The following is a 22,111-nucleotide window of genomic DNA, read 5'->3' as shown; positions in this document are numbered from 1 at the left end:
TCCGAGGGGCCAGCCACTGCCCCGACAAGTCGGGTTTGTCCCGCCTGACTCCGAGGGAGGCCTGCCTCCGGAGCGAACAGTGAATGGGGGCATCAGTTTGCCTGGAATAACTATACAGAATAATCAACTGTATTCATCGATCTGATCACCCGGCGGCCCGGCAGACAGCTGCCGCCATCCACGCATTTCAGACCAACCCGCAAGACGCATGATCAGGGCGTTTGATCGGATCTCGACCATCGGGCCGAAGTCAGAGGGAGGAGGGCATGAAAAAAGATCAGATCTCCCAAAAGAAAAAACAGGAATGATAATTATATTTCAATACAGAAATTTATTGATAAGTTGTCGACAATAACGGTAGTCAGAGTATGATTAAAGGGTAAACGGTACCAGTTCTACAAACCTAAGAAGAAGGAGTGAGATCATTGTTATTCAGAAAAAAATCACTGGCCTCCCTAATGGCTGCGATCATCTTCAGCCTCACTGCCTGTTCCACTGCGCCAACCGGCACGACCACAGCTCAGTCCGGCAACGCGACTTCGGGAACTACCCAGGCTGCGACCCAGGCCGCGACTCAGGCTGCGACTCAGGCTGCGACGCAGGCGGTGCGGGTCATCAGTCCGATGAAGCCCGGCGAATACATCGTCGAGAGCAAGGGATTGAATCCCATGAAGGTCAAAGTCGTACTGACTGAGAAAGCGATCGAATCCGTAGAAATTGTGGAAAATACCGAAACCCCGACGGTGGCTGAAGCCGCGCTGCGCGATCTGCCCAAGGCCATCGTGGAGGCACAGAGCGTGAAAGTTGACATGGTTTCCGGCGCTACCTATACCAGCACGGGAATTCTTACCGCTGTTCGCAGTGCCATTGAGCAGGCCGGCGGAAAAATTGCCGAGTTTGAAGTCGCTCCATCTAACGGAGAGACTCAGGCCGATGCCCGTCCCGCGCTGGGATCGAAGGAACTGCCCGCCACCTGGGATGAAACCTTTGATGTCATCGTTATCGGCGGCGGCTTTGCCGGACTGTCGGCAGCCTATACCGCAGCCACGGACGGCGCGAAAGTCACTTTAGTTGAAAAGATGCCGATGCTGGGCGGAAACTCACAGATCAACGGCGGCGTGTATGCTTCCTACACCTCCAAAATCGCGGATGATCTGTACAAGAAGCTGAATCTGACGCCGGATACGGCAGAAAAGCATATTGAAGACACCATCAAGGGCGGGGACTTTATGGGCGATCTCAAGCTCGTTAAAAACCTGGTGTATGGTTCACCGGAGTTCCTCAACCTGATGCTCGACAACGGCCTGAAGGTCCGGGATTCCATTACCCGCCCGGGCGGCCATTACGGCTATCGTACCTACACAACGGAAAACGGCGTGGGCGCAGACATCGTGAAAGTCCAGAAGGAACTTCTGGCCAAGACCGACTGCAAGGTTTACCTTGAAACCGCCATGACCCAGATCTACCGTGAAACCACCGGAGATCAGCGAGTCATCGGCATCCGGGTCAAGGACAAGGATGGCAAGACCCGGAATATCAAGGCGGAGAAAGGCGTGATCCTGACGACCGGAGGATTCTCCGGAAATGTCGAGATGCGTCAGAAGCATGTTCCGGCGCTGACGGTGGACCTGCCGACGACCAATCATGTCGGAGCCACCGGCGAGGGTCTTACCATGGCGCAGGAAATCGGCGCCAATACCATCCAGATGTCTTACATCCAGCTCTATCCGTTTGCCAATCCAAACAATGGAGTGCTTGACGCCACCGCCGTCATCCCATTCTCCGGTCCGTCTTCAGGTATTGTCTATGTGGATGTGAACGGAAAGCGCTACGTCAACGAAGGGGAACGCCGCGATGTATGCTCCAGAGCGGCACAGAACAGCGGAGGCTTCCCGACCTTCTCCATCTTCGGACAGGAGATCGTCGACAAGGGAGGGTTTATCGCTCCGGCACAGCTCGAAGCCGGAATCAAGGCAGAACGGATTTTCAAGGCGGACACCCTGGAAGATCTGGTCGCACAGATCAACGCTCACCAGTACAAGGATCAGACCATTGCCATGACAGCCGAAACCCTGAAAGAAACGCTGAAGGTTCACAACGGCTATGTAGATCAGGGCAAGGATCCTGACTTTGGCAAGGTCATCGACAAGGGCGTCATGCTCAAGATCGAATCCGGTCCATACTATGCCATCCCCCAGTGGCCTTCCGTTCACCATACCATGGGCGGCCTGGCCATCACGGAGAAAACCGAAGTGCTGGATATCTGGAATAAAGTCATTCCGGGTCTCTACGCAGCCGGAGAAGTAACCGGCGGCGTCCATGGCACCAACCGTCTGGGCTCCAATGCCATTCCGGACGCGGCGGTTCATGGCTGGATTGCCGGCGAGGTTGCCGTCAAAGGCACCGTGCCCGCATTCGTTCCCAAACAGTAGGGAAACATTCGTACACCAATCAATTGATAAGGCCGCCGGTTTCTGACCGGCGGCCTTATCTGTCTGCCTTATCTGTCTGCCTTATCTGTCTGCCTTATCTGTCAGTTTGCTTTATGCCGGGTCAAATCATGGAGCGGAATATCGCCCGAGGACGGGTTTTTGCGGTAAAATGAAAAGGAACTTATTCCTTGGCCTGTCAGTGCGTTTGCGGACCGGTCGGGGGCGAATGGGCCGGGCAAACCGGACCGAAGGAGGAATCATGAAGTTAAGAAGTTTTCGCTGCCGGGGGAAGGACGCCATTGGGGCAGAAATCGACGCCGACCTTCGTCTGATCGAGGGGTTTGAGGACATGAACCGGCTGATTGAGGCCATGGCGGATCAGACGCCGGCGGAGCGGGTTCCGTTTCTTCAGACGCGTCTGGGCGAACCGGTTGACCCGTCTGAGATTGAAACCCGGGCACCCATCGTGCATCCGGTGAAGGACGTCATCTGCGTCGGGCTCAATTATCAGGCCCATGTCAACGAATCCCAGTCCATGGGCGTCCATGAGAACAAGGAGGACATCCATACCACTTATTTCGGCAAGCGCTGTGACTGGATCCGCGGGGACGGAGAGCCCGTGGCGATCCACTCGAAGGTGGATCCGGAAATGGATTATGAGACGGAACTGGTCGTCGTGATTGGCAGGGGCGGCCGGGCGATCCCGCGGGAAACGGCTCTGTCCCATGTCTTTGGCTACAGCATCGGCAATGATTTTTCTTCCCGGCGGCTGCAGCGCAATCACAAGCAGTGGTTTTTAGGCAAGGGCCTGGATGGCTACACGGCTATGGGACCGTGCATTCTGCTCAATGAGTCGGAAGAACACCGGGACTTTGAGCTGGAGGGCAGAGTGAACGGGGAAATCAGGCAGTCCTCAACGACTGAGCTGATGATCAAGTCCATCGAGGATATTATTTATGAAATCTCGCAGGGCATTACGCTGGTGCCCGGGGATCTGATCTTTACCGGCACGCCGGCCGGCGTGGGAGCCGGATTTCAGCCGCCCCGCTATCTGACGGCCGGAGATGTGGTGCAGCTTGAAGTGGAAGGGATCGGCCGCTTAACCAATCCGATCATCGAGGCGTGACGGATCTGCTCCTGACCTTCCTCCTGGGACTGGTCGGGGGCCTGCTTTTCCTGAAATGGAAAGTGCCTGCCGGCGCCATGGTCGGCGCCATGCTGTTCGTCGCGGTATTTTCCATCCTGACGGGTCGGGCTGAGATGCCGGCAGATGTCCGGGTTCTGACCCAGCTGGTGGCCGGAGCCTACATCGGCTCCTCCATCCAGTACAAGGATGTCCTGGCGCTGCGCCGGATCCTTCTGCCTGCCCTGTTAATGATCAGTCTGATGATCAGCCTGGACATCGCCATGGGATTTTTGCTGTACCGCCTGACCAGTCTGGACCTGGCCACGGCTTTGATGGCCTGCGCGCCGGGCGGCCTCATGGATATCTCTCTGATCAGTGCGGATGTGGGCGCGAATTCTTCCAGTGTAGCCGTCTTGCAGCTGCTTCGGCTGGTCACTGTCCTGGCCTTCTTTCCGCTGCTGATGAAGAAAGTGAGCGAACGGATTCAGACGCCGGGACAGACCGCGGCTGCTCCGGTGGAGGAGCCGCTGGTCATTTCCGTCAGTGAGCGCGCCGTCATCCGGAATCAGTGGTATCTGTCCCGGCAAAAACGGAAAAATCTGGCGATCACCCTGCTGATTGCCGGTCTGTCCGGCAGTCTGGGCAAATACCTGGGCATCCCGGCGGGGGCCCTGACGCTGTCCATGGTCTGCGTTGCGCTGCTTAACGTCCTCACCGGACGGGGCTACCTGCCCGCTGCGCTGCGCCGGTTCACCCAGATGCTGGCGGGTATCCTCATCGGTGCCTCCATGGACGCCTCGGACCTGGCCCTGCTGAAAGGGGTCATGGTACCGGCCCTGGTTCTCATCGTTGGAATTATTGTCATCAACCTGACCGTGGGCCTTCTCCTGAACCGGCTGTCAGACCTGGACCTGATGACCTCGCTGCTGGCCAGTGTCCCCGGCGGAGTGTCTGACATGGCCCTGATTGCCCGTGATCTGGGCGGCGATCAGAGCAAGGTGGCCATCCTGCAGCTCTTCCGCTATCTGTTTGTGGTGGCGCTGTATCCGGTGCTGATCCGCCAGCTCCTGACCTGGTTTGTCTGAATCAAAAGAAGCGAACAGCAAAAAACCAATGCCGCAGACGTTCCGCGGCATTGGTTTTTCGGGTTGGTGATTTATTTTCTTTCCCGGAGCAGGTCTCTGATTTCAGTCAGCAGGACTTCTTCATTGGAAGGAGCCGGAGGTGCTGCTTCAGGTGCCGGCTTTCTGAAGAACCGGTTGATTGCCCGGATCATCAGGAAGAGAACGAATGCCAGGATCAGGAAGGCAATCAGCGCGTTGATGAAGGAGCCGATCTGGATGGGACCCAGCGTGATGGCAGAGAAATCCGGCTTGCCGAATACCATGCCGATGATGGGGGAAATCAGGAAGTCCACGACTGCTTTCACCAGTGCCGAGATGGCACCGCCGAGAATGATGCCAACGGCCATGTCAAAGACGTTTCCCTTGAGTGCGAATTCTTTGAATTCCTTGATGAAGTTTTTCATGATACCACTCCGTAGAACAATTTTTCTGTGTCTGACATTGGAATAGAAGCAATAATAAAAGCATTCAAACACACCTAAATTATAGCACATCGGCAGGTAAACAGCTGTCAAATGGCACTCTGAGATAGTGTCAACTTACTTTCGGTTCAAAAATTGAATAGGCCTGCCGTGCGGATTCCAAGTAGCCCGGGTTTTACGATTTATACCACCCAAAATGAGGCGTTGCATAGCTGATTGAACCTTGTTTTACCGGGTAGACCCGGCTATTCTTCACGATCCGTTTTTCCAGCCTCAAAAGTCGGGCTTCCTTCTTCTTTTCTTTCTCTTTGGCAGCGAAGTAGCCCATGAGATCCCCGCCATTGAGGACGAAAACTCGCATGCGCGCTATATTCTCAGCACCTACTGTGCTCCACCCCATCGGGCGTGATGATAACCGTGAGGAAAGCACATGACTGACATGCCCTTCCGCACTGCAGCCCTGATAGCCCGACTTGGCCGCGTTCTGGATCGATTCCCAGTTGGACAAAAGATAGGTTTTCATCTCGCCTAACTTCTTTTCCTGGGTCTTTTTAAGCGGCAATCCCGCCGCTGATTCGAAGAATGTGTTGATGTCCTCAAGGGAGTCCATGCTGATGGCGTCTTTGAGGTACCAGTAATATTCATCCTTTGTCCCTTTGTAGGAATCAATCGGCGTTGCCGCCTGGCGCAGGGCCTTTTCCAGGTGGAACTTATCCAGATAGAGCTTGCATCGAGGCAGAATCTGGGCACCCATCTTGATCCAGGACGCCCCATCCCCTGATAAGGAGATTTCCTCGATCTTATCCACTTCATAAGCCGAGTTCAGGTAATCGAACACTTCGTACCACAGTTCATCCGAGTTGCCCTTGTAGAAGCCTGCAAATCGACGTACACCCATTAAGGCCTTGCGTCTCTTCCCGACACTCTGCTGCCCCTCATGGACGTAGATCAGCCGCATCTGCTGATTGGAACCGTCCTGCATAGCTACATGATCCTCATCGGCCTCAATATAGATCCGAGATACCACTTTTTTCTGAGGCAGGGGTCCCTCAGAAGACTCAATGTTCCCCAGTCGATGGACCAGATTCATTACCGTAGTGCGGCTGGTAATTCCGCTGCTTGCATAGCGCTCCACCGTCCCCTGGTAAGAAATATCTTTAGCACTGGAGAGAAGACACGAGGCTAGTTCCCGGCTGATTCTCTGATGGGGCTCAAGGCCCAGAAGACGATCCACCAGACACACATGGTGATTGGTCTTTTTATTCCGAAAGTACGTCCGGCCAAAGACCACAGGTCCGGCTGTAGTAGCGATGGTTTTTGTTTGATTACGCCGTTCGATGGAGTAATCCTTTTTGCGTAACTGTGAGTTCCTCAGGCGCTCATCGAGTACCTGAACATAATCCTGGATCTGCTCACGGGCAATCCGATCCGTCAGCTCGTGAGTCTCCTGGACCACCTGATCCATGGTGAGGGTACCGCTTGCCATTCTTGAATCAAAACCTTGTCTGAGAGAGGTGAACATTGAGTTGAAATCTGTTAAGATAGGCATGAGAATAAGTCCTTTCGTGTAGTTTGTTTGTTGTTGTTACTAACATTCTAGCACTTGGGCTTATTCTCTTTCATTTTCGACCTACAGTAACTTTACACTAACGCACTCTGAACCCAGCCGGGACGGGCAATGTCGGATTCCAATGAAGCGAAACTGGTGAACATTCTCCAAACAACTGATAAATAATATGCTTTTCTATTGTGAAGAAATGAATGTCAACCTATAATAAAATAGATAATGTTTGACAGTTTGGCAAATTTGAGACAGGCGGCACCGCATCCTTTGATCTCTTGCCATCGTCACAGAATCCAACCATTCGATCCATGAGTCAGCAAGTGCCGGTGGTCCACCCATTCCAAGATGGGGGGCGACCGTAAAAATTCGTTAAAAGAGGTGTAAAAAATGGCTGCTTCAATCAAAGATGTTGCGCGGGAAGCCGGTGTTTCCATTGCGACTGTTTCCAGAGTCATCAACAAAGTCGACGTCGTCAATGAAGAGACGAAGAAAAAAGTGAATGACGCCATCAAGAAACTGGGTTACAGCCCGAACATCGTGGCGCAGAGTCTCAAGACGCAGCGGTCACGCTCTATCGGGATTCTGGTCCCGGATATTTCCTCTCAGGTTTACCCCGAAATCGTGCGGGGCGCGGAAGATGTCGCCAATATGTATGACTACAGCATCATCCTGTGCAACTCGGATTTTGATATCGACAAGGAAAAGAAATACATCAAGGTAATGAAAGAAAAAATGGTCGACGGCCTGCTCTATATGAGCTCATCCCTTGACCCGGAAATCCTGCAGTACATCCAGGACCTCAACATGAAGACGGTTCTGGTGGAAACCACCGAGGATGAAAAAATCCTGCCGTCTGTCACCATCGACAACCGGCAGGCAGCCAAGGAAGCCGTTCAGCTTCTGATCGACAGAGGCCACAAGAAAATTGCCTACATCGGCATTAAGAAAGACCGCAAGAATGCCTGGGCCAGACGCTATTACGGTTATGCCGACGCCCTGAACGAAGCCAATCTGCCGCTGGAGGAAGACCTGACCTACTATGGCGACCTCAAGGCTCAGACCGGCTACAAGGGGATCAACAGCATCCTGGAAAAGACCGAAGTCGATGCCGTATTCTGCGGCTCCGATGAAATCGCCATGGGCGTCATCAACGGCCTGCGCGACAAGGGTATCAGCGTTCCCGAGCAGGTCAGCGTCATGGGCTTCAACGACATCTATGAAGCGTCGATCTTTTATCCCAAAATCACCACCGTGGCTCAGCCACTGTATGACATGGGATCGGTATCCATGCGCATCCTGGTCAAGATCCTGAGAAACGAGCCCAGCGAACAGGACCATTTCGTGCTGCCCTTCCAGATCATCGAGCGGGACAGCGTCAAGTAACAGACAATATGACTTTGTATTCAATAGAGAGCGGAAGACCAGCAGAAATGCTGGTCGTTCCATTGGGAGGTAACCTATGACTGAACGCGAGCGCCTGCTCAGAGATGAGCCCATTCTGCCGCTGTTTTTAAAATTTTCAATGCCGGCCATCATCGGCATGCTGGTACAGGCACTGTACAATATTGTGGACCGGTATTACATCAGCAACATTCCCGGAAGCGGTTCCGTTGCCATCGGCGGCATCGGCGTAACGCTTCCCATTACCTTTGTCCTGATGGGCTTCACCATGCTCTACGGCATCGGCGGAGCTGCCAACATCTCCCTGCGCCTGGGAGAAGGCAATCATAAGAAGGCGGAACAGATTCTGGGCAACGTCGTCATGCTGCTCTTTGTCACGTCCTTCCTGCTCAACATTTTCTTCCTGGCCAATGTAGATGACCTGCTTCGGCTTTTTGGAGCCACGGAAGGAAACATCGGCTTTGCCCGGGAGTATATCGTCTGGATCCTGATCGGAAATTTCTGGAACACCTTCGGGTTTGCCATGAATCACGTCATTCGGGCTGAAGGCAGCCCGAAATGGTCCATGATGCTGATGCTGGTGGGGGCGGTGACCAACATCATTCTCGATCCCATCTTCATTTACGAGCGAATTCCGCTGCTTAACCTGCCCGGCCTGGGAATGGGCGTGAAGGGAGCGGCGATTGCCACCATTATTGCCCAGGCGCTGGCGTTCCTGCTGGGACTGTCCTACTATGTCAGCGGCAAGAGCCTGCTGAAGCTGCGCCTGTCGAATCTGAAGCCGAATGTGGGGATCATCCTGATGATTCTGTCCATCGGCGTCTCGCCCTTCTTTATCCAGATTGCCGGCTCTGTGGTCGGAGCGGTCTTCAACAACAGCCTGAAGGTGTACGGCGGAGATGTGGCTCAGGGAGCCTATGCCATCATTAACTCCATCGCCATTCTCTTCTACATGCCGACCTTCGGCATGAACCAGGGTCTTCAGCCCATCATTGGCTACAACTACGGCGCCGGCAACTACGCCCGGGTCAAGCAGGCGGTGAAGGTCGGACTGATCGCGGCCAGCCTGGTGACCCTGTCGGGCTGGATCATTGTCCTGACCGTTCCCCAGGTGCTGGTCAGCACCATGGCGCGGGAAGATGCGGTTCTTCGGCAGATGACCCAGGACGGCCTGGTCAAGGTTGAACTGATGATGCTGCTGGTTGGCATGCAGGTCATTTCCTCCAACTTTTTCTCCTCCATCGGTAAAGCCCGCCTGTCCTTCTTCCTGTCGCTGTCCCGCCAGGTGTTCTTCCTGATTCCGGCCCTGCTGATCCTGCCCCGGTTCTTCGGACTGGACGGCATCTGGTACGCCATGCCCCTGTCCGATCTGCTGGCAACAGTGATCAGTCTGGCATTTCTGCTGTATCAGTTTAAGCTGCTGGATGAAAAGCACGCTGCTTCCGGAAAGGGCAGAAGCCAAGAAAACAAGGAATCCCAAAAGGAATCCGAAATCGAGTCGTTTGATCAGGATCAAGGCCCCAAGCTCCTTGAAACCAAAGTTTGACCAATCTGTAATGCCATTGTAACCCATTGCTTTTGTTATGGGACTATAGTAAACCTAATGCGGGACGCCATCGTCTGACGAATGGACCCAGGGTCCCCCCCCAATTGCTTGAAGCGGAGGTATGACATGAAATCGCAAAAAATGAAAATACTGGCGTTCAGCCTGTTCTTTGCGCTGGCCGCAACCGGCTGCACCCTGACAGCCGGAACCGTTCCAACGCCCGGCAGCACATCCGGCTCCCCGGCCTCCGTTCCGGTGAACCCGTCGAATGCACCAAATATCACAAAACCTGGGGTGACTCAGCCAGCGACGAAACCAACCACCACTCCAGTTACTACGACAGCGGCCGGATCGGGACAGACTCCGGGGACGAAACCTTCCACCACTACTGCCGGAACCACAACCGCGGGTTCCACCACGACCAATCCCATCAACCCGTCAGACATCAAATCGGGAGAGGCATACGATACGGCAACCGTCCGGGACTGGACCCGCAATGCTTCACAGGCCGCCTACTACCCGAAACAGAAGCTGGTGTTCCTGACCTTTGATGACGGTCCCTCCACCAAGGTGACGCCCCTGGTCCTGGATGTCCTGAAAAAGAATAACGTGAAGGCGACGTTCTTCTACTACACTCACGGTGATCTTTCCAGCCGCGCCGGCATCGTCCGGCGGACGGCCGACGAAGGCCATGCCATCGCAATACATACGGCCAGCCACAACTACAAAAAGCTCTACCCCGGCCGCAAGGCCAACGTGGAAGCCATTCTGAGCGATGTCCGAACCGCCACATCGAATATTCAGGCGGTCCTGGGAGCCTCCTGGAAGCCATCCGTATACCGGTTCCCCGGCGGCTCCTTCTCCTGGACCGGATCCACCAGCGCCAGAAAGGCCATGACCCAGGCCAAGCAGGCTCTGGGGAATATGGGGTTGCAATACCTTGACTGGAATGCCATGACCGGTGACGCCGACTACAACAACCGGGATAAATCCCCATCCGGCCTGGTAAAATACGCCGTTAAGACCACGAAGAATGCCTATGGCCACGTAATCGTCCTGCTGATGCACGACGCGGACCATCTGCCCAATACGCCCAAAGCGCTCCAGGGGCTCATTGACTATTACCGGGAGCAGGGTTACGAGTTCGGCATCCTCAAATAGGCATGGTCATCCCAGCTTCAGTCGTGCGATTCGATTAGGAAACTCTAGGAAATGAAAAAGCAGCTGCTGAAATTTATACGCGGCTGCTTTAAATCTATCTTTGACTTCCCTTCTGTAGGAACTAATTCCTTTTCATGGATCCCATTCCTCTGAATCAAGGGACCAGGATGATTAGTCTGGGCTGCCCAAAGTCACTACAATGATCGACTGAGCATGGATATCCCCGTATTCTTACATCAGACAATCCACTGCAATAATGCATCCGAACCAGAATGGTACGAAATCAAACGGATGTTTTGGCAAAGATCAGATGTACCCTAAGTTGCCTTTCAGCTGAGTACCCATGAAATTTTAACAGTTATTAACACATCGAGTTGAGTCGTGCTGCTCATATACCTAAAAATTTTCATCGCCCGGATCCCCCACTATGGATCCGGGCGATGTTTTTGATTAGTAAGTTCAAGGCAGTTGCAGGTTACTTTTTCTTACCTTCCAGGCCGCGGTTGACAAGGTCCTGATATTCCTCATCAACCTGAGGTGGAATCATCTCAAATGAATTGTCTACAATGGTGAAATCGTAGTAGCCCAATCGGGCGACGGGTCCGATCTTGACGATGTCTATCTTGCCGTTGTCCAGAATCACATCATCCTGTACATGAATCCCAATGACCTCGGCGATGATGACATCCACCGTGGTGATCCCGCCATTGGCCGGTAGTCGAAGGGAATGTACGATACGGCACTCATACTTGATGGGGGATCCTTTCACCATGGCCACATCGACCAGTCGTGCCTCTTCTTTTTCTAACCCGCAGTATTCGAACTTATCCTTGAATCCCTTGGGCAGCATTGCGATAGATGAATCATTCATCGCCTGGGCCAGCTCACGGGGAACCATGTTGTATACAAACTCGCCGGTCCGCTCGATATTTTTGATCGTAGTCTTGCGTTCCCCCGTCACCGGATGCTGATTGGAAGAAAAAACTACCATTGGGGGGTCATAGGTCAGATTTGTAAACTGACTGTAAGGGGCGATATTATCAGTGCCGTCATCGTTCCTGGTCGAGATCCAGCCGATTACCCGCGGTACCGTGCTGGATTTAAAGGGGGCGTGTTCGAGTCCGTGATCATTTTTCTCTGGTTCGTAAAACATAATTTCCTCCGTAGTATTTTTGTGTGATTCAATGGGAACTGACCTGATGGATCATTTAGAGAGGTTTCCGCCGCCTTACCTGAAGAGTAAATAGGCGATGGGAGTGGTGATGATCAGTGAAAGCGCAGCACGCTCAAACCAGATGATGACCAGATCCTTCAGGGGAATCGGGACTTCTGTTGCCGTTATGACCGGGATGGTGCAGGAGAACATAAGAATTCCGGTGATACTTCCAATGCCCACTACGAACCGGGTAATCATGGGAGCTTCAGTGACTACCAGGACCGGCAGGTACATTTCCGCAAGACCCAGAATAGTTGCCTTTGCTGCCAGCAGGGGTTCCGGAATCTGAAGTACCCACGTCAGAGGGTAGAACAGGTAGCCGAGAACATCGAAGACAGGGGTGTATTCAGCAAGCAACAGTCCGATGAGTCCAATGGACATCAGATTTGGCAGATAGACCAGGACCAGGTCCATGGCATCCTTGAGGTAATCGAGGATATTATTCAGGATTGGCTTGGCTTCGCTTGACACCTTAAGTCCCTGATAAAAAGCGTTGAGAAGCAGGTTTCCCTCCTGAATTTCCTCCACGCTGCCTTCTCCATTGTGGATATAGGTGTCTGGCAGACTCTTCAGAGGTTTTAATCGGGCGGTAATGGCGGTTATCGCGAAGGTTACGATCAGTGCGACCAGGAAGAAAATGTTCCACATCTCCATCAGACCCAGTGTCTCAGCGACGACGACCATAAAGGTTATGGCCACGGCAGAGAACCCGGTGACAATTATGCTCGCTTCACGAATGGTGTACTTACGTTCCTTGAATAGGCCATTGGTGATCATAATACCCATGGCCGAGCTCCCGACAAAGGAGGAGATGGCATCCACAGCTGAGATGCCCGGAGTGGTCCAAATCGCGCGGGTAACCGGGCGAACGATCATGCCGATGGCATCGACGAATCCGTAACTAATCAGAAAGCTGATAAAGATCGCACAGATCGGGATCAGGACACCCAGACCGACACCCAGGGATTCAAACAAATACTGACCGACATTGGGATCAAGAATCTCCTTTGGTCCGACATTAAAGTAAATCAGAATACTGGCGACGGCACCGACAATTTTGAGGAGGGAGAAGACAATCTCGGTGCGACTGCTCTTCCAGGTTTTTCGGATGAATGGCAGCGCTGCGCCCAGCAGAATGAAGACGAGTGCGTAGATTCGGGCTACGAACATGAAGTTTTTCTGGATGAAGGATACGATGATCTCCACCGGGATTGACGTCTTGCCGTTGATCGTTATCTGGGCAAAGAACATGAAGATGCCGATACCTGAAATGATTAAGAACTTCAGGATGTTGGCGGTGCTGACATAACTTGGTTTGCCTGAACCGGCGCTGATGGGTTTGCTGGTATTCACATTAATTTCCTCCGTCCGTTTTTTTGCATGATTTCCCCTGATCGGAAAGACGTTCAGATTCTGCTCAGACACCTTTTCGATCGTCTCCTTTTTTTTGTTGTTTATAAATTAATGGCCCGATGCCATAATTTTTCTTGAATCGACTGCTGAAGTACGAATAATCATTGAAACCTACCTGATCAGCGATTTCATTGAGACTCAGGTCGCTGGTGAGCAGCAGTTCCGTTGCTCTTTCAAGGCGAGCCCTCTCCAGGAATTCGGAAAAATTCTGGCCCGTCTGCTCTTTGAATTTCCGACTGAAGTAAGCTGTGCTGAGATTGCTTACTTGGGACATGACCTCAAGACTGAGATCCCGATAATAGTATTTAACAATGAAAGCCCGGGCTGAATCGATCGCTGAAGAAACCGCGTTACCACTTCGCCGGCTGACGATGGCCGCCGCGACTATGGAGATGAACTCATTGCTGGTCGCCTTGATATTCTCCATCGTGGATGCTCGGAGGATTTGGGAGGAGACCTTGATCACATAATCATTGAGGTCTCGTTCGGCCAGCTCCATCTGCTCCAGATAATCGAGGATTTCAAAATTATATTTGATCACGATGGACTTGATGGTCTCGCTGCTGAAGCTTTTGCTGACCAGATGCTCCAGAGTTGTCTCATAATAGGCTATGATTTCCGACTCGGACCAGTTGTTGATGTTCTTGAAAAAATTGTATTTGAAGCTGGGGAGCGTCTCCTCATCGTGTTCCAGAGTTGTAAAGTTTCGGGTCTCCTCGAACTGAATTACGCTGTCACTGCCAACGTAAAAAGAATACTCCAGCGCTCGGAAGGCTTCCTCATAAGATTTCCAGATGAGCTGCCAGTCCGGATAGACACTGCCGACTCCGATACTCACCGTATTGCCAGCCTTGCGGTTGATGAATTTCTTGAGGTCCTGGGCAAGCTGAACAACCATTCCCCTGGCTTGTTCCGGATCCCTACCAGGTACGTTGACCAGGGCGATGAGTTTATCTGTTCCAATCAGGGAGCAGGCAATGCAGTCCACCGCGGCAGTTTCGATGAAATCCTTGAGTAAGTCCAGGTACACCATTTTGATCCCGTAGCGGGATTTATTATCCAGATCCTGACAGAGCTCCCAGAAATTATCCACCATGATGGTCATGGCACAATTTGGATAAGCCATCAAACCAAATTTTTTCCGAAGGGTCTTCATTCGGTTCGCTTTGTCAAGATCTCCATAAATGAGATCGTAGATGAAAAAGGATGTCACCATTGTTTCCTCTATGGAGGTCTCGGTGGGATCTTCTGGAGGAGGCATCTCCCTTTTCTCATGGGTTTCCTTCCGAATTAATTCATCCAGAGTTCTCAAAAGGTCATCCTTCTGGTCGGCCATTTGGAAGAGCTGGTTCACCTGACCCTCATTAATGAGATTCTGAATCTCGGAAATGGATTTTCTGGTCAGCGCCGCCAGATACTGCGCGGGAAGCTGACATTCCCGGATTCTTTCCAGGATCGCCCGATAATCACCGTTATTCTCGTAGAGAACCGTTACTGCGGGCTCGCTCAGCCACCAGGACATCAGATCGGGGATCTGCTCCGGGGACGTTATGAACTTAACGTTGCATTGGGGGAACTGTTTGATAATTTGTTCGCTGAGATTACTGCTGACATTGATCAATACCAGATTCATCGGAGATCCTTTCGGCCAGAATGATTGGCCACATTGTTCATGCCACCAGTTTAACACCGTCCAGCATATCTGGATATTTTTCCCATAAAACCGTTTTCTCATCAACATCATCCTATCACTGCGAAAAGTCAGGGTACATAAAATATCTTGCCTGGAAGTTTAGTTATTTTGTCCTAAAAAAAGACTGATAAGAGAATGAAGCCTGAAGCAGTCTCTCAGATGGCTTTATTCCAAGTGATCATCTGTGATGGGGATAAATCCGAATGGTTCATCAGGCATAAATTCCTGCAAAAAAACATAAAACGGAGCAGCTCCATAGGGGACTGCTCCGTTTTGATCAATTTATTGCATTTTGATTTTCTTTATAGTAATTTCTCTGAATGCTTCCGGAGGATTATTCCGCCGGGTCCGACTCTTGGCGGCTGGTTTGTGATCAGTTCAGCTCGTTCCGGTCAGACAGTGGATTGAGGCCGCCGATGGGCGCCCGGAAATAGAATTCCCGCTTGCTGCCGCAGGTGGAGCAAATGCAGGTGGTCACATTGGAAGGCATGCCGTCCTCAATATTAAAGCCGGAGGATTCCGTGATGTACTGTCCGCCGCAGATGTTGCAGGGGGTATTGTTTATGATGATGAATTCGCTTTCGATGTATTTCATGAGTTCTCTTACGTTCAAAGTGGTACCTCCCAAGGGGCTGTTGTCGTTTCTTTGCTTATCCTAACACTGACGTATGTTATTTGCAAGAAAAATAGAATGAATATTTCAAGCGATGGATAAGGGCAAAAGTCAACGGGTTTTTGCTATAATGAATTCATAGTAAAAGGTGGGCTTCGAATATGTCTGAATTCATACGCAACGAGAACACCTCCTGGGAAGTTCTCAATGAACGGGTGGCCGTCAAGTCCACCGATCTGTCCGCACTGAAATACAATGAAATACGGATCACCAATGAAGTGAAGGATTACTTCCCGCTGATCAACATGGAAAAGCATGAACGCCGGGAGATCTACCTGCATTATCTTGGTGTTGCCTACCCCTGCGCCATCTATCTGGATTCCTATGATAAGGGCAGGGGAAAACTGCGTTGGGGCAGAAAATTCAAGAGTGTGTTTTCTGATCTGGTGGCCGGCTACTTTTTTGAAGGGACCGACAGCCCCAGCGTGCCGCTGTTGCGCTTTGAAAAGCTGGATGACATTAACTACGCTATCTGCCTGATTTTTGTCCGGGAGATTATTGAAAATACCCTGGAGCTGGACGAGCGGGTTCTGACCCCGCGGGATCAGTTCCGGGCGATTGAGGAGAATTTCATGTGGCGGATCGAGACCATGAAGTATCATGGGACCCGCTGTGCTCTGTGCGGATTTGACTATATCCCGATCTACGGCGATGCCGGGAAGGGGCGGACCCAGATTCATCTGCGTCGGTTTTCCCGGGAAGAAGGCTTCCATCCCGATGTCGAGAAAGACCTGATTCCGGTCTGCGCCAATTGCCATGATATCCTTCATGCCGGCATCGAGACAGAGGAACTGGAATCCCTGGTCCGGCGCAACCGGGAAATGGGACACTATTAAATACCGTCAGCCATTATAAGGTCCGAACGGCAGAATCTGCTGTTCGGACCTTGTTGCTGATGGCACGAAAAATCGACTGTCTGAAGCGATTGGTTTGCCGACGATGTGTGGATTACGGGAGTACCGGAACCGCTGGGTTGTATTCCCCGATCCCGTTACTGGATCCTGGAATAATCCAGATGATCCAGGTATTCTTCCAGCATCGGGGTGATGCTGGCAATGGTTCCGGCCGCGAAGGGGTTCTTCAGACCGGCATCAGGCACGAGTTTGGTGAAGGGCTTGCGGCCGGACTGGCTGCACAGCTCCAGATAGGATGCCCAGGCGGCTTTGGGGTCCTTGCGGCTCCAGTTGAAGTACTGATGAGCACAGACCTGAGCCAAGGTGTAATCCAGGTAGTAGAAGGGATAGAGGTAGACATGGAGCTGTTTCTGCCAGCGTCCGCCCTGTTCGAGGAACTCATGACCGTCATAGTCCAGGTGGGGGAGGTACTTCTTCTCGATCTCGCGGTATTTGGCCTTGCGCTCCTGGGCAGTGGCATCGGGATTTTCGTAGACCCATTCCTGCAGTTCATCGATGGACGCGCCGTAGGGAAGGAAGTTCAGCGTATGAGCCACATGGGCATAGAAGTACTTCTCCGTGTCTTCCCCGAAGAATTTCTCCATCCAGGGATGGGTGAAGAATTCCATGCTCATGGAGTGGATTTCTGCCACCTCGGAGGTGATGTCATTCAGCGTGCGCGGTCTGGCATCCCGGACGAGCCAGCCCTGGAAGGCGTGACCGGCTTCGTGGGTCAGGACATCAACATCCCCGGAGGTACCGTTGAAATTGGAGAAAATGAAGGGAACCTTGAATTCCGGGAAGAAGGTCATATAGCCGCCGTTGGCCTTGCCGGCCTTGGTGGTCAGATCCATCAGTTCCCGGCTTCGCATCAGGGTGAAGAACTCATGGGTGTGGGGCGAGAGCTCCTCATACATGTGGGCTGCAGCTTCGAGCAAAAAGGGTTCATCGCCTTTGGGGGTCGGGTTGCCGGTAAGGAACTTCAGATTGAGGTCGTAATTCTTCATCTGGTCGATGCCAATGCGCTGGGCCTGCTGGCGGTAAAGCTTCTGGGTCAGGGGCACGACGGATTCAGCGATCTGATCGCGGTAAATCCGGGCATCGGACTGAGTCCAGTCGGTGCGTCCCATCCGGGCGTAGGCTACGGGAATGAAGTTGTCATAGCCGAGTTTCTGGCCGATCCGGGTCCGGACCTTTACCAGCGCGTCATAGATCTGGTCGAGTTTTCCCGAATTTTCGGCAAACCAGTTCCAGGAAGCGTCATTGGCCCGTTTTCTCATGCCGCGGTCCATGGATTCCATGAAGGGCGTCAGTCCCGACAGATTGCGCTCCTCGCCTTCGAAGTGTATCTTTGCGGAAGCGGTGAGCTTCTGGTATTCGGAAACCAGCTTGTTCTCTTCCACCAGATCGTCGACGATTTCCGGCGTGAAAATCTTGCGCTTAACCTCAAACTTCTCCAGAAGATGCTTTCCGTATTTTTCTTCAAAAGCCGGCCGGAACTTAGACTCCAGGCAGATCCGGGCTGCTTCGCTGGGGATTTCCTGGAAGCGCGGCAGCTGCTCGTCCATGGTGTCCTGCTCCGACTTGTAGAAGTCGTCTCCGGTATTAATGGAATAACGGACAAAACACAGAGTGGCCATGGTGTCAAAGTGATTGGACAATGTGTCCAGGTCTTCAAAGGCTTTGAAGAAATCCGCTTCGGCTGCGGCCTGCTCCATTTTGACCAGGTATTCCTTCATGTCGGAATAGGTCTGGTCAAAATCAGGACGCTGGTAGTTCATTTCACTGAATGTCATTTGATCTTCCTCCTGTTAATACTGATATCATCTGGTGGCATGTCACTCTTGAATGCGAATTGTTTGAACAGATTTTTATTTCCTGGCAGTTCATGATCAGAAGCCTCATCATCAGAAGCCTCATCATCAGAAGCTTCATCATCAGAAGCTTCATCAAAACACAGGCAGCAAATAATGCAGAAGTGAGCCATAGGATCGTTCCACGATTGACGAACTTATGTTAGATATGCATGATACAATTATAATCAATAATTGTCCTACAATCCATGGTTCGATCAAAAAATCTAGATCGCTGCATTAACAGGGCAGTCGTCCGGCAGGGGCGAATCAGCTGAACGACTGCCCATTTACAGCTGGAAAGAACCAACGTATAGTCAAAGGAGAGGATATGTCACATTGTGAAAGGAGGAATTCAGCGTGATCTACATCGTACTGATTGTCGCCGGGGTGAGTCTGCTCCAGCTGGCGCTCGCCCGCTATCCCATTGGCGGGCTGGTTTTGCCCATGATGTCCATGTTCGGCGTCATCCTGTCCGTTCTGGTCCTGTTCGCCCCTTCCGGAAGTGGTCTGGGGGATTCAAAAAACCGGCTGTCACTGCTCATTTTTCTGCTGCTGAGTACAGTGACTTTTCTCATCTACTTCATGAAACGGCGAAAAGAGTATCAGGAAGGCTATATGAATGCCGAAAAAGTGAAAAAAAAAGGTTCTGACGAAGACTCTGAATAGGAAAAAGAGTCTTTCTTTATTTTTTTGGTAAACCGTAAATGACTGTGGAGTTAAACGCTTACATGGTGTATAATGAAACTGATTTATGTACAGAAACACATTTTTGTAATTCTATGAAGTACACAGGAGGGATCAATTTTGAGCAAAGCATTGGATCTGTTCTTAAAAGAGAACCTGGATGACCTGAAATCCAAGGGACTCTACAATGTCATCAATATCCTTGATGGCGCAAACGGACCGGAGATTACCATCGAAGGCAAGCGCCTGGTCAATCTTTCTTCGAATAACTATCTTGGTTTTGCCACTCACGAGCGGCTGATCCAGGCTGCCAACGATGCCACCGCCAAATACGGTGTGGGTGCAGGAGCGGTTCGGACCATCAACGGTACCATGGCCATTCACCGGGAACTGGAAGAAAAGCTGGCGGAATTCAAGCATACGGAAGCTGCCATCGCCTTCCAGTCCGGATTCAACTGCAACATGGGCGCTATTTCCGCTGTAATGGACAAAGATGATGCCATCCTGTCCGATGAGCTCAACCATGCGTCCATCATTGACGGCTGCCGCCTGTCCAGAGCCAAGATCATCCGCGTCAAGCACTCGGATATGGAAGATCTGAGAGCTCAGGCCAAAGCTGCCAAAGAGTCAGGCCTCTACAAGAAGATCATGTTCATTACCGACGGTGTCTTCTCCATGGACGGAGATGTGGCCAAGCTGCCGGAAATCGTCGAGATCGCCAAGGAATTTGACCTCATTACCTACGTGGACGATGCTCACGGATCAGGTGTCATGGGCAAAGGCGCCGGCACTGTGCACCATTTCGGCCTGTCAAAGGAGATCGATTTCCAAATCGGAACTCTGAGCAAGGCCATTGGAGTGGTCGGCGGATATGTGGCGGGAACCCGCGATCTCATTGACTGGCTGAAAGTCCGGGCCAGACCGTTCCTGTTCTCCACCTCGCTGACTCCCGGAGCCGCTGCCGCAGCCAAGGAAGCCATTACCATGCTGATGGAATCGGAAGAGTATCATGACAGACTTTGGGAAAATGGCCGCTATCTGAAGGCCGGACTCAAAAAGCTTGGCTACAACATCGGGAAATCCGAAACACCGATTACGCCCTGCATCATCGGCGATGAGAAGCTGACTCAGGAATTCTCCAGAAAGCTCTTTGAAGAAGGCGTATACTGCAAATCCATCGTATTCCCCACGGTACCGCTGGGAACCGGACGGGTGCGCAATATGCCCACCGCCGCTCACACGAAGGAAATGTTGGATGAAGCCCTGGCAATCTACGAAAAAGTTGGAAAGGAATTAGGGATTCTGAAGTAGAATCCTGAAAAACGAGCAGACTATATGAAGAAAATTTTAGTGACCGGATCCCTCGGACAGATCGGATCTGAACTGGTAGGAAAATTAAGAGAAGTATACGGAACCGACGAAGTCATCGCCACGGATATCCGGCGGGATGAAAGCAATATCGCCTGCACCGGCGGACCCTTCGAGATTCTCGATGTGACGGACCCCAAAATGATGGCCGAGATCGTGCAGAAGCACAATCCGGACACCCTGATCCACCTGGCGGCTCTGCTGTCGGCAGTTGCTGAAGCCAAGCCCCAGCTGGCGTGGACCATCAACATGGGCGGTCTGGTCAACGCGCTGGAACTGGCCCGGGAGAAGAACCTCCATTTCTTCACCCCGTCCTCCATCGGCGCCTTCGGACCCAGCACCCCCAAGGTGAACACGCCGCAGGACACCCTGCAGCGTCCGGCGACAATGTACGGAGTTACCAAGGTATCCGGCGAGCTGCTGTGTGACTACTACTTTAAAAAGTATGGCGTCGACACCCGCGGTGTCCGCTTCCCCGGCCTCATTTCCAATGTCGCGCTGCCCGGCGGCGGAACCACCGACTACGCGGTTGACATCTATTATGAAGCCCTGAAAAATCATTCTTATACCAGCTTCATTCAGGAAGGCACCTACATGGACATGATGTACATGCCTGACGCCCTCAATGCCATCATCCAGCTCATGGAAGCGGATCCGGCCAGACTCATCCACCGCAACGCGTTCAACATCTCCGCCATGAGCTTTGCGCCGGAACATGTGGCAGCCGAGATCAAAAAGCACATTCCGGACTTCACCATGCACTACAATGTGGATCCGGTCCGCCAGGCCATTGCCGATTCCTGGCCGGATTCCATCGATGTCACCAGTGCCCGGGAAGAATGGGGCTTCAAGGCCGACTACGATCTGGCGAAGATGACCACCGACATGCTGGAGAAATTGAGAATCAAACTGAACATCAAGGACTGATGGGATGAAAGATCAGTTTTTCATCGTCAACGGAACCGTACTGCCGGAGATCTTCGGTAAGATCATCGAAGTCAAGACTCTGCTGGCGACCCGCAAGGTGAAGGACATCACCGAAGGGGTGAAAAAGGCAGGCATCTCGCGCAGCGTTTTTTACAAATACAAGGATAATGTCTTCCTGCTCTCCGAGATGAGCCGGGGTCGAAAGGCCTCCATCTCGATCCTGCTGGATCACAAGCCGGGAGCTCTGTCCAAAGTCCTCGACCTGATGGCGGGCAATCAGGCCAACATCCTCACGATCAACCAGGGCGTTCCGATCAATGATGCGGCCATGGTTACCATGACGGTCGACATCTCCGACATGTCCATCGACATTAAGGACCTGATCGACAAGCTTCTCCTGGAGGAGTATGTCCTGGAGGCAGATATCTCCGCCATGGAGTAGGCTGTCGAATTCGAGAATCACCGGAACTGTCCGAACGCCCCAAAGGCAGCAGTTAAATAAAACACCCGGATCTTCCTGCCAGGAGGATCCGGGTGTTTTGACACCCAGACGGAGGATGCCGCATTTTGAGTTCCGGCCTGAGCGCAAGTAGCGACTGGAACAGCGGACGG

The 22,111-nt window shown here is 52.2% G+C and carries 19 protein-coding genes; 11 read left to right on the top strand and 8 right to left on the bottom strand.

Features of this window, described 5'->3' with window-relative positions; translation table 11 throughout:
- Window positions 1-425 precede the first annotated feature (425 nt).
- The 3 genes from NQU17_11415 (at window position 426) to NQU17_11405 (ending at window position 4,643) form a co-directional block, all read left to right on the top strand.
- Window positions 426-2,432, top strand: coding sequence for a flavocytochrome c (locus NQU17_11415; protein UUM11252.1), 2,007 nt, complete (start codon window positions 426-428; stop codon window positions 2,430-2,432).
- 259 nt (window positions 2,433-2,691) lie between these two features.
- Entirely contained in the window at window positions 2,692-3,558 is an 867-nt protein-coding gene (locus tag NQU17_11410; protein ID UUM11251.1) for a fumarylacetoacetate hydrolase family protein, read from the top strand.
- The gene (locus NQU17_11405; GenBank protein ID UUM11250.1) at window positions 3,555-4,643 is read left to right on the top strand and encodes an AbrB family transcriptional regulator; all 1,089 of its coding nucleotides are present in this window, start codon (window positions 3,555-3,557) and stop codon (window positions 4,641-4,643) included. Before NQU17_11410 ends, NQU17_11405 begins: the two co-directional genes overlap by 4 nt.
- Before the next feature lie 71 nt (window positions 4,644-4,714).
- Here the strand turns inward: NQU17_11405 and mscL are convergent, their stop codons facing one another.
- Entirely contained in the window at window positions 4,715-5,086 is a 372-nt protein-coding gene (gene mscL, locus NQU17_11400; GenBank protein UUM11249.1) for a large conductance mechanosensitive channel protein MscL, read from the bottom strand.
- A 193-nt stretch (window positions 5,087-5,279) separates the two neighbouring features.
- Window positions 5,280-6,653: an ISLre2 family transposase gene (locus tag NQU17_11395; protein UUM11248.1), complete on the bottom strand. Its 1,374-nt coding sequence runs from the start codon at window positions 6,651-6,653 to the stop codon at window positions 5,280-5,282.
- Between the two features lie 402 nt (window positions 6,654-7,055).
- Between NQU17_11395 and NQU17_11390 the strand changes: the two genes are divergently transcribed.
- The 3 genes from NQU17_11390 (at window position 7,056) to NQU17_11380 (ending at window position 10,776) form a co-directional block, all read left to right on the top strand.
- On the top strand, window positions 7,056-8,051 hold the full coding sequence (locus NQU17_11390) for a LacI family transcriptional regulator (GenBank protein ID UUM11247.1): 996 nt from the start codon (window positions 7,056-7,058) through the stop codon (window positions 8,049-8,051).
- Window positions 8,052-8,127: 76 nt separating this feature from the next.
- Window positions 8,128-9,615: an MATE family efflux transporter gene (locus NQU17_11385; protein UUM11246.1), complete on the top strand. Its 1,488-nt coding sequence runs from the start codon at window positions 8,128-8,130 to the stop codon at window positions 9,613-9,615.
- Between the two features lie 126 nt (window positions 9,616-9,741).
- The gene (locus tag NQU17_11380; GenBank protein UUM11245.1) at window positions 9,742-10,776 is read left to right on the top strand and encodes a polysaccharide deacetylase; all 1,035 of its coding nucleotides are present in this window, start codon (window positions 9,742-9,744) and stop codon (window positions 10,774-10,776) included.
- Window positions 10,777-11,251: 475 nt separating this feature from the next.
- Here the strand turns inward: NQU17_11380 and NQU17_11375 are convergent, their stop codons facing one another.
- From NQU17_11375 to NQU17_11360, 4 genes are all read right to left on the bottom strand, one after another.
- Window positions 11,252-11,929, bottom strand: a complete 678-nt coding sequence (locus NQU17_11375; GenBank protein UUM11244.1) for a flavin reductase family protein — start codon at window positions 11,927-11,929, stop codon at window positions 11,252-11,254.
- Between the two features lie 75 nt (window positions 11,930-12,004).
- The gene (locus NQU17_11370) at window positions 12,005-13,345 is read right to left on the bottom strand and encodes a YjiH family protein (GenBank protein UUM11243.1); all 1,341 of its coding nucleotides are present in this window, start codon (window positions 13,343-13,345) and stop codon (window positions 12,005-12,007) included.
- Between the two features lie 64 nt (window positions 13,346-13,409).
- Window positions 13,410-15,038, bottom strand: coding sequence for a helix-turn-helix domain-containing protein (locus NQU17_11365; GenBank protein UUM11242.1), 1,629 nt, complete (start codon window positions 15,036-15,038; stop codon window positions 13,410-13,412).
- 433 nt (window positions 15,039-15,471) lie between these two features.
- Complete coding sequence (locus NQU17_11360; protein ID UUM11241.1) at window positions 15,472-15,711, bottom strand: metal-binding protein; 240 nt, start codon at window positions 15,709-15,711, stop codon at window positions 15,472-15,474.
- A gap of 161 nt (window positions 15,712-15,872) precedes the next feature.
- On the opposite strand from NQU17_11360, the gene NQU17_11355 reads away from it, so the two are divergent.
- The gene (locus tag NQU17_11355; protein ID UUM11240.1) at window positions 15,873-16,607 is read left to right on the top strand and encodes a hypothetical protein; all 735 of its coding nucleotides are present in this window, start codon (window positions 15,873-15,875) and stop codon (window positions 16,605-16,607) included.
- 155 nt (window positions 16,608-16,762) lie between these two features.
- Here the strand turns inward: NQU17_11355 and NQU17_11350 are convergent, their stop codons facing one another.
- Both NQU17_11350 and NQU17_11345 read right to left on the bottom strand, forming a co-directional pair.
- Window positions 16,763-18,460 (bottom strand): M3 family oligoendopeptidase, encoded by a 1,698-nt coding sequence (locus NQU17_11350; protein ID UUM11239.1) that lies wholly within the window; start codon window positions 18,458-18,460, stop codon window positions 16,763-16,765.
- Window positions 18,457-18,651 carry a hypothetical protein gene (locus tag NQU17_11345; protein ID UUM11238.1) on the bottom strand — a complete coding sequence of 65 codons (195 nt, stop codon included), beginning with the start codon at window positions 18,649-18,651 and terminating at the stop codon, window positions 18,457-18,459. Before NQU17_11345 ends, NQU17_11350 begins: the two co-directional genes overlap by 4 nt.
- 226 nt (window positions 18,652-18,877) lie before the next feature.
- Here NQU17_11345 and NQU17_11340 point away from each other — a divergent pair, with 226 nt between their 5' ends.
- The 4 genes from NQU17_11340 (at window position 18,878) to NQU17_11325 (ending at window position 21,941) form a co-directional block, all read left to right on the top strand.
- A complete protein-coding gene (locus NQU17_11340) occupies window positions 18,878-19,186 on the top strand; it encodes a hypothetical protein (protein UUM11237.1) in 309 nt (102 codons plus the stop codon).
- Window positions 19,187-19,321: 135 nt separating this feature from the next.
- Window positions 19,322-20,515: a glycine C-acetyltransferase gene (locus tag NQU17_11335; GenBank protein ID UUM13507.1), complete on the top strand. Its 1,194-nt coding sequence runs from the start codon at window positions 19,322-19,324 to the stop codon at window positions 20,513-20,515.
- A gap of 24 nt (window positions 20,516-20,539) precedes the next feature.
- Window positions 20,540-21,499 (top strand): L-threonine 3-dehydrogenase, encoded by a 960-nt coding sequence (locus tag NQU17_11330; GenBank protein ID UUM11236.1) that lies wholly within the window; start codon window positions 20,540-20,542, stop codon window positions 21,497-21,499.
- Window positions 21,500-21,503: 4 nt separating this feature from the next.
- Window positions 21,504-21,941 carry an ACT domain-containing protein gene (locus tag NQU17_11325; GenBank protein ID UUM11235.1) on the top strand — a complete coding sequence of 146 codons (438 nt, stop codon included), beginning with the start codon at window positions 21,504-21,506 and terminating at the stop codon, window positions 21,939-21,941.
- Window positions 21,942-22,111 lie beyond the last annotated feature (170 nt).

The sequence above is a fragment of the Clostridiaceae bacterium HFYG-1003 genome, assembly GCA_024579835.1.
Classification (GTDB): domain Bacteria; phylum Bacillota; class Clostridia; order Clostridiales; family Clostridiaceae; genus JG1575.
The sequence above is the reverse complement of the archived record's forward strand: the minus strand, read 5'-3'. Positions and strand labels throughout refer to the sequence as shown.

Bases quoted from the DNA above. Each gene is read 5' to 3' on its own strand.
- NQU17_11375 (UUM11244.1), bottom strand. From the start codon at position 11,929: ATGTTTTACGAACCAGAGAAAAATGATCACGGACTCGAACACGCCCCC.
- NQU17_11330 (UUM11236.1), top strand. From the start codon at position 20,540: ATGAAGAAAATTTTAGTGACCGGATCCCTCGGACAGATCGGATCTGAA.
- NQU17_11355 (UUM11240.1), top strand. From the start codon at position 15,873: ATGTCTGAATTCATACGCAACGAGAACACCTCCTGGGAAGTTCTCAAT.
- NQU17_11385 (UUM11246.1), top strand. From the start codon at position 8,128: ATGACTGAACGCGAGCGCCTGCTCAGAGATGAGCCCATTCTGCCGCTG.
- NQU17_11365 (UUM11242.1), bottom strand. From the start codon at position 15,038: ATGAATCTGGTATTGATCAATGTCAGCAGTAATCTCAGCGAACAAATT.
- NQU17_11395 (UUM11248.1), bottom strand. From the start codon at position 6,653: ATGCCTATCTTAACAGATTTCAACTCAATGTTCACCTCTCTCAGACAA.
- NQU17_11380 (UUM11245.1), top strand. From the start codon at position 9,742: ATGAAATCGCAAAAAATGAAAATACTGGCGTTCAGCCTGTTCTTTGCG.
- NQU17_11345 (UUM11238.1), bottom strand. From the start codon at position 18,651: ATGGCTCACTTCTGCATTATTTGCTGCCTGTGTTTTGATGAAGCTTCT.
- mscL (UUM11249.1), bottom strand. From the start codon at position 5,086: ATGAAAAACTTCATCAAGGAATTCAAAGAATTCGCACTCAAGGGAAAC.
- NQU17_11390 (UUM11247.1), top strand. From the start codon at position 7,056: ATGGCTGCTTCAATCAAAGATGTTGCGCGGGAAGCCGGTGTTTCCATT.
- NQU17_11350 (UUM11239.1), bottom strand. From the start codon at position 18,460: ATGACATTCAGTGAAATGAACTACCAGCGTCCTGATTTTGACCAGACC.
- NQU17_11410 (UUM11251.1), top strand. From the start codon at position 2,692: ATGAAGTTAAGAAGTTTTCGCTGCCGGGGGAAGGACGCCATTGGGGCA.
- NQU17_11325 (UUM11235.1), top strand. From the start codon at position 21,504: ATGAAAGATCAGTTTTTCATCGTCAACGGAACCGTACTGCCGGAGATC.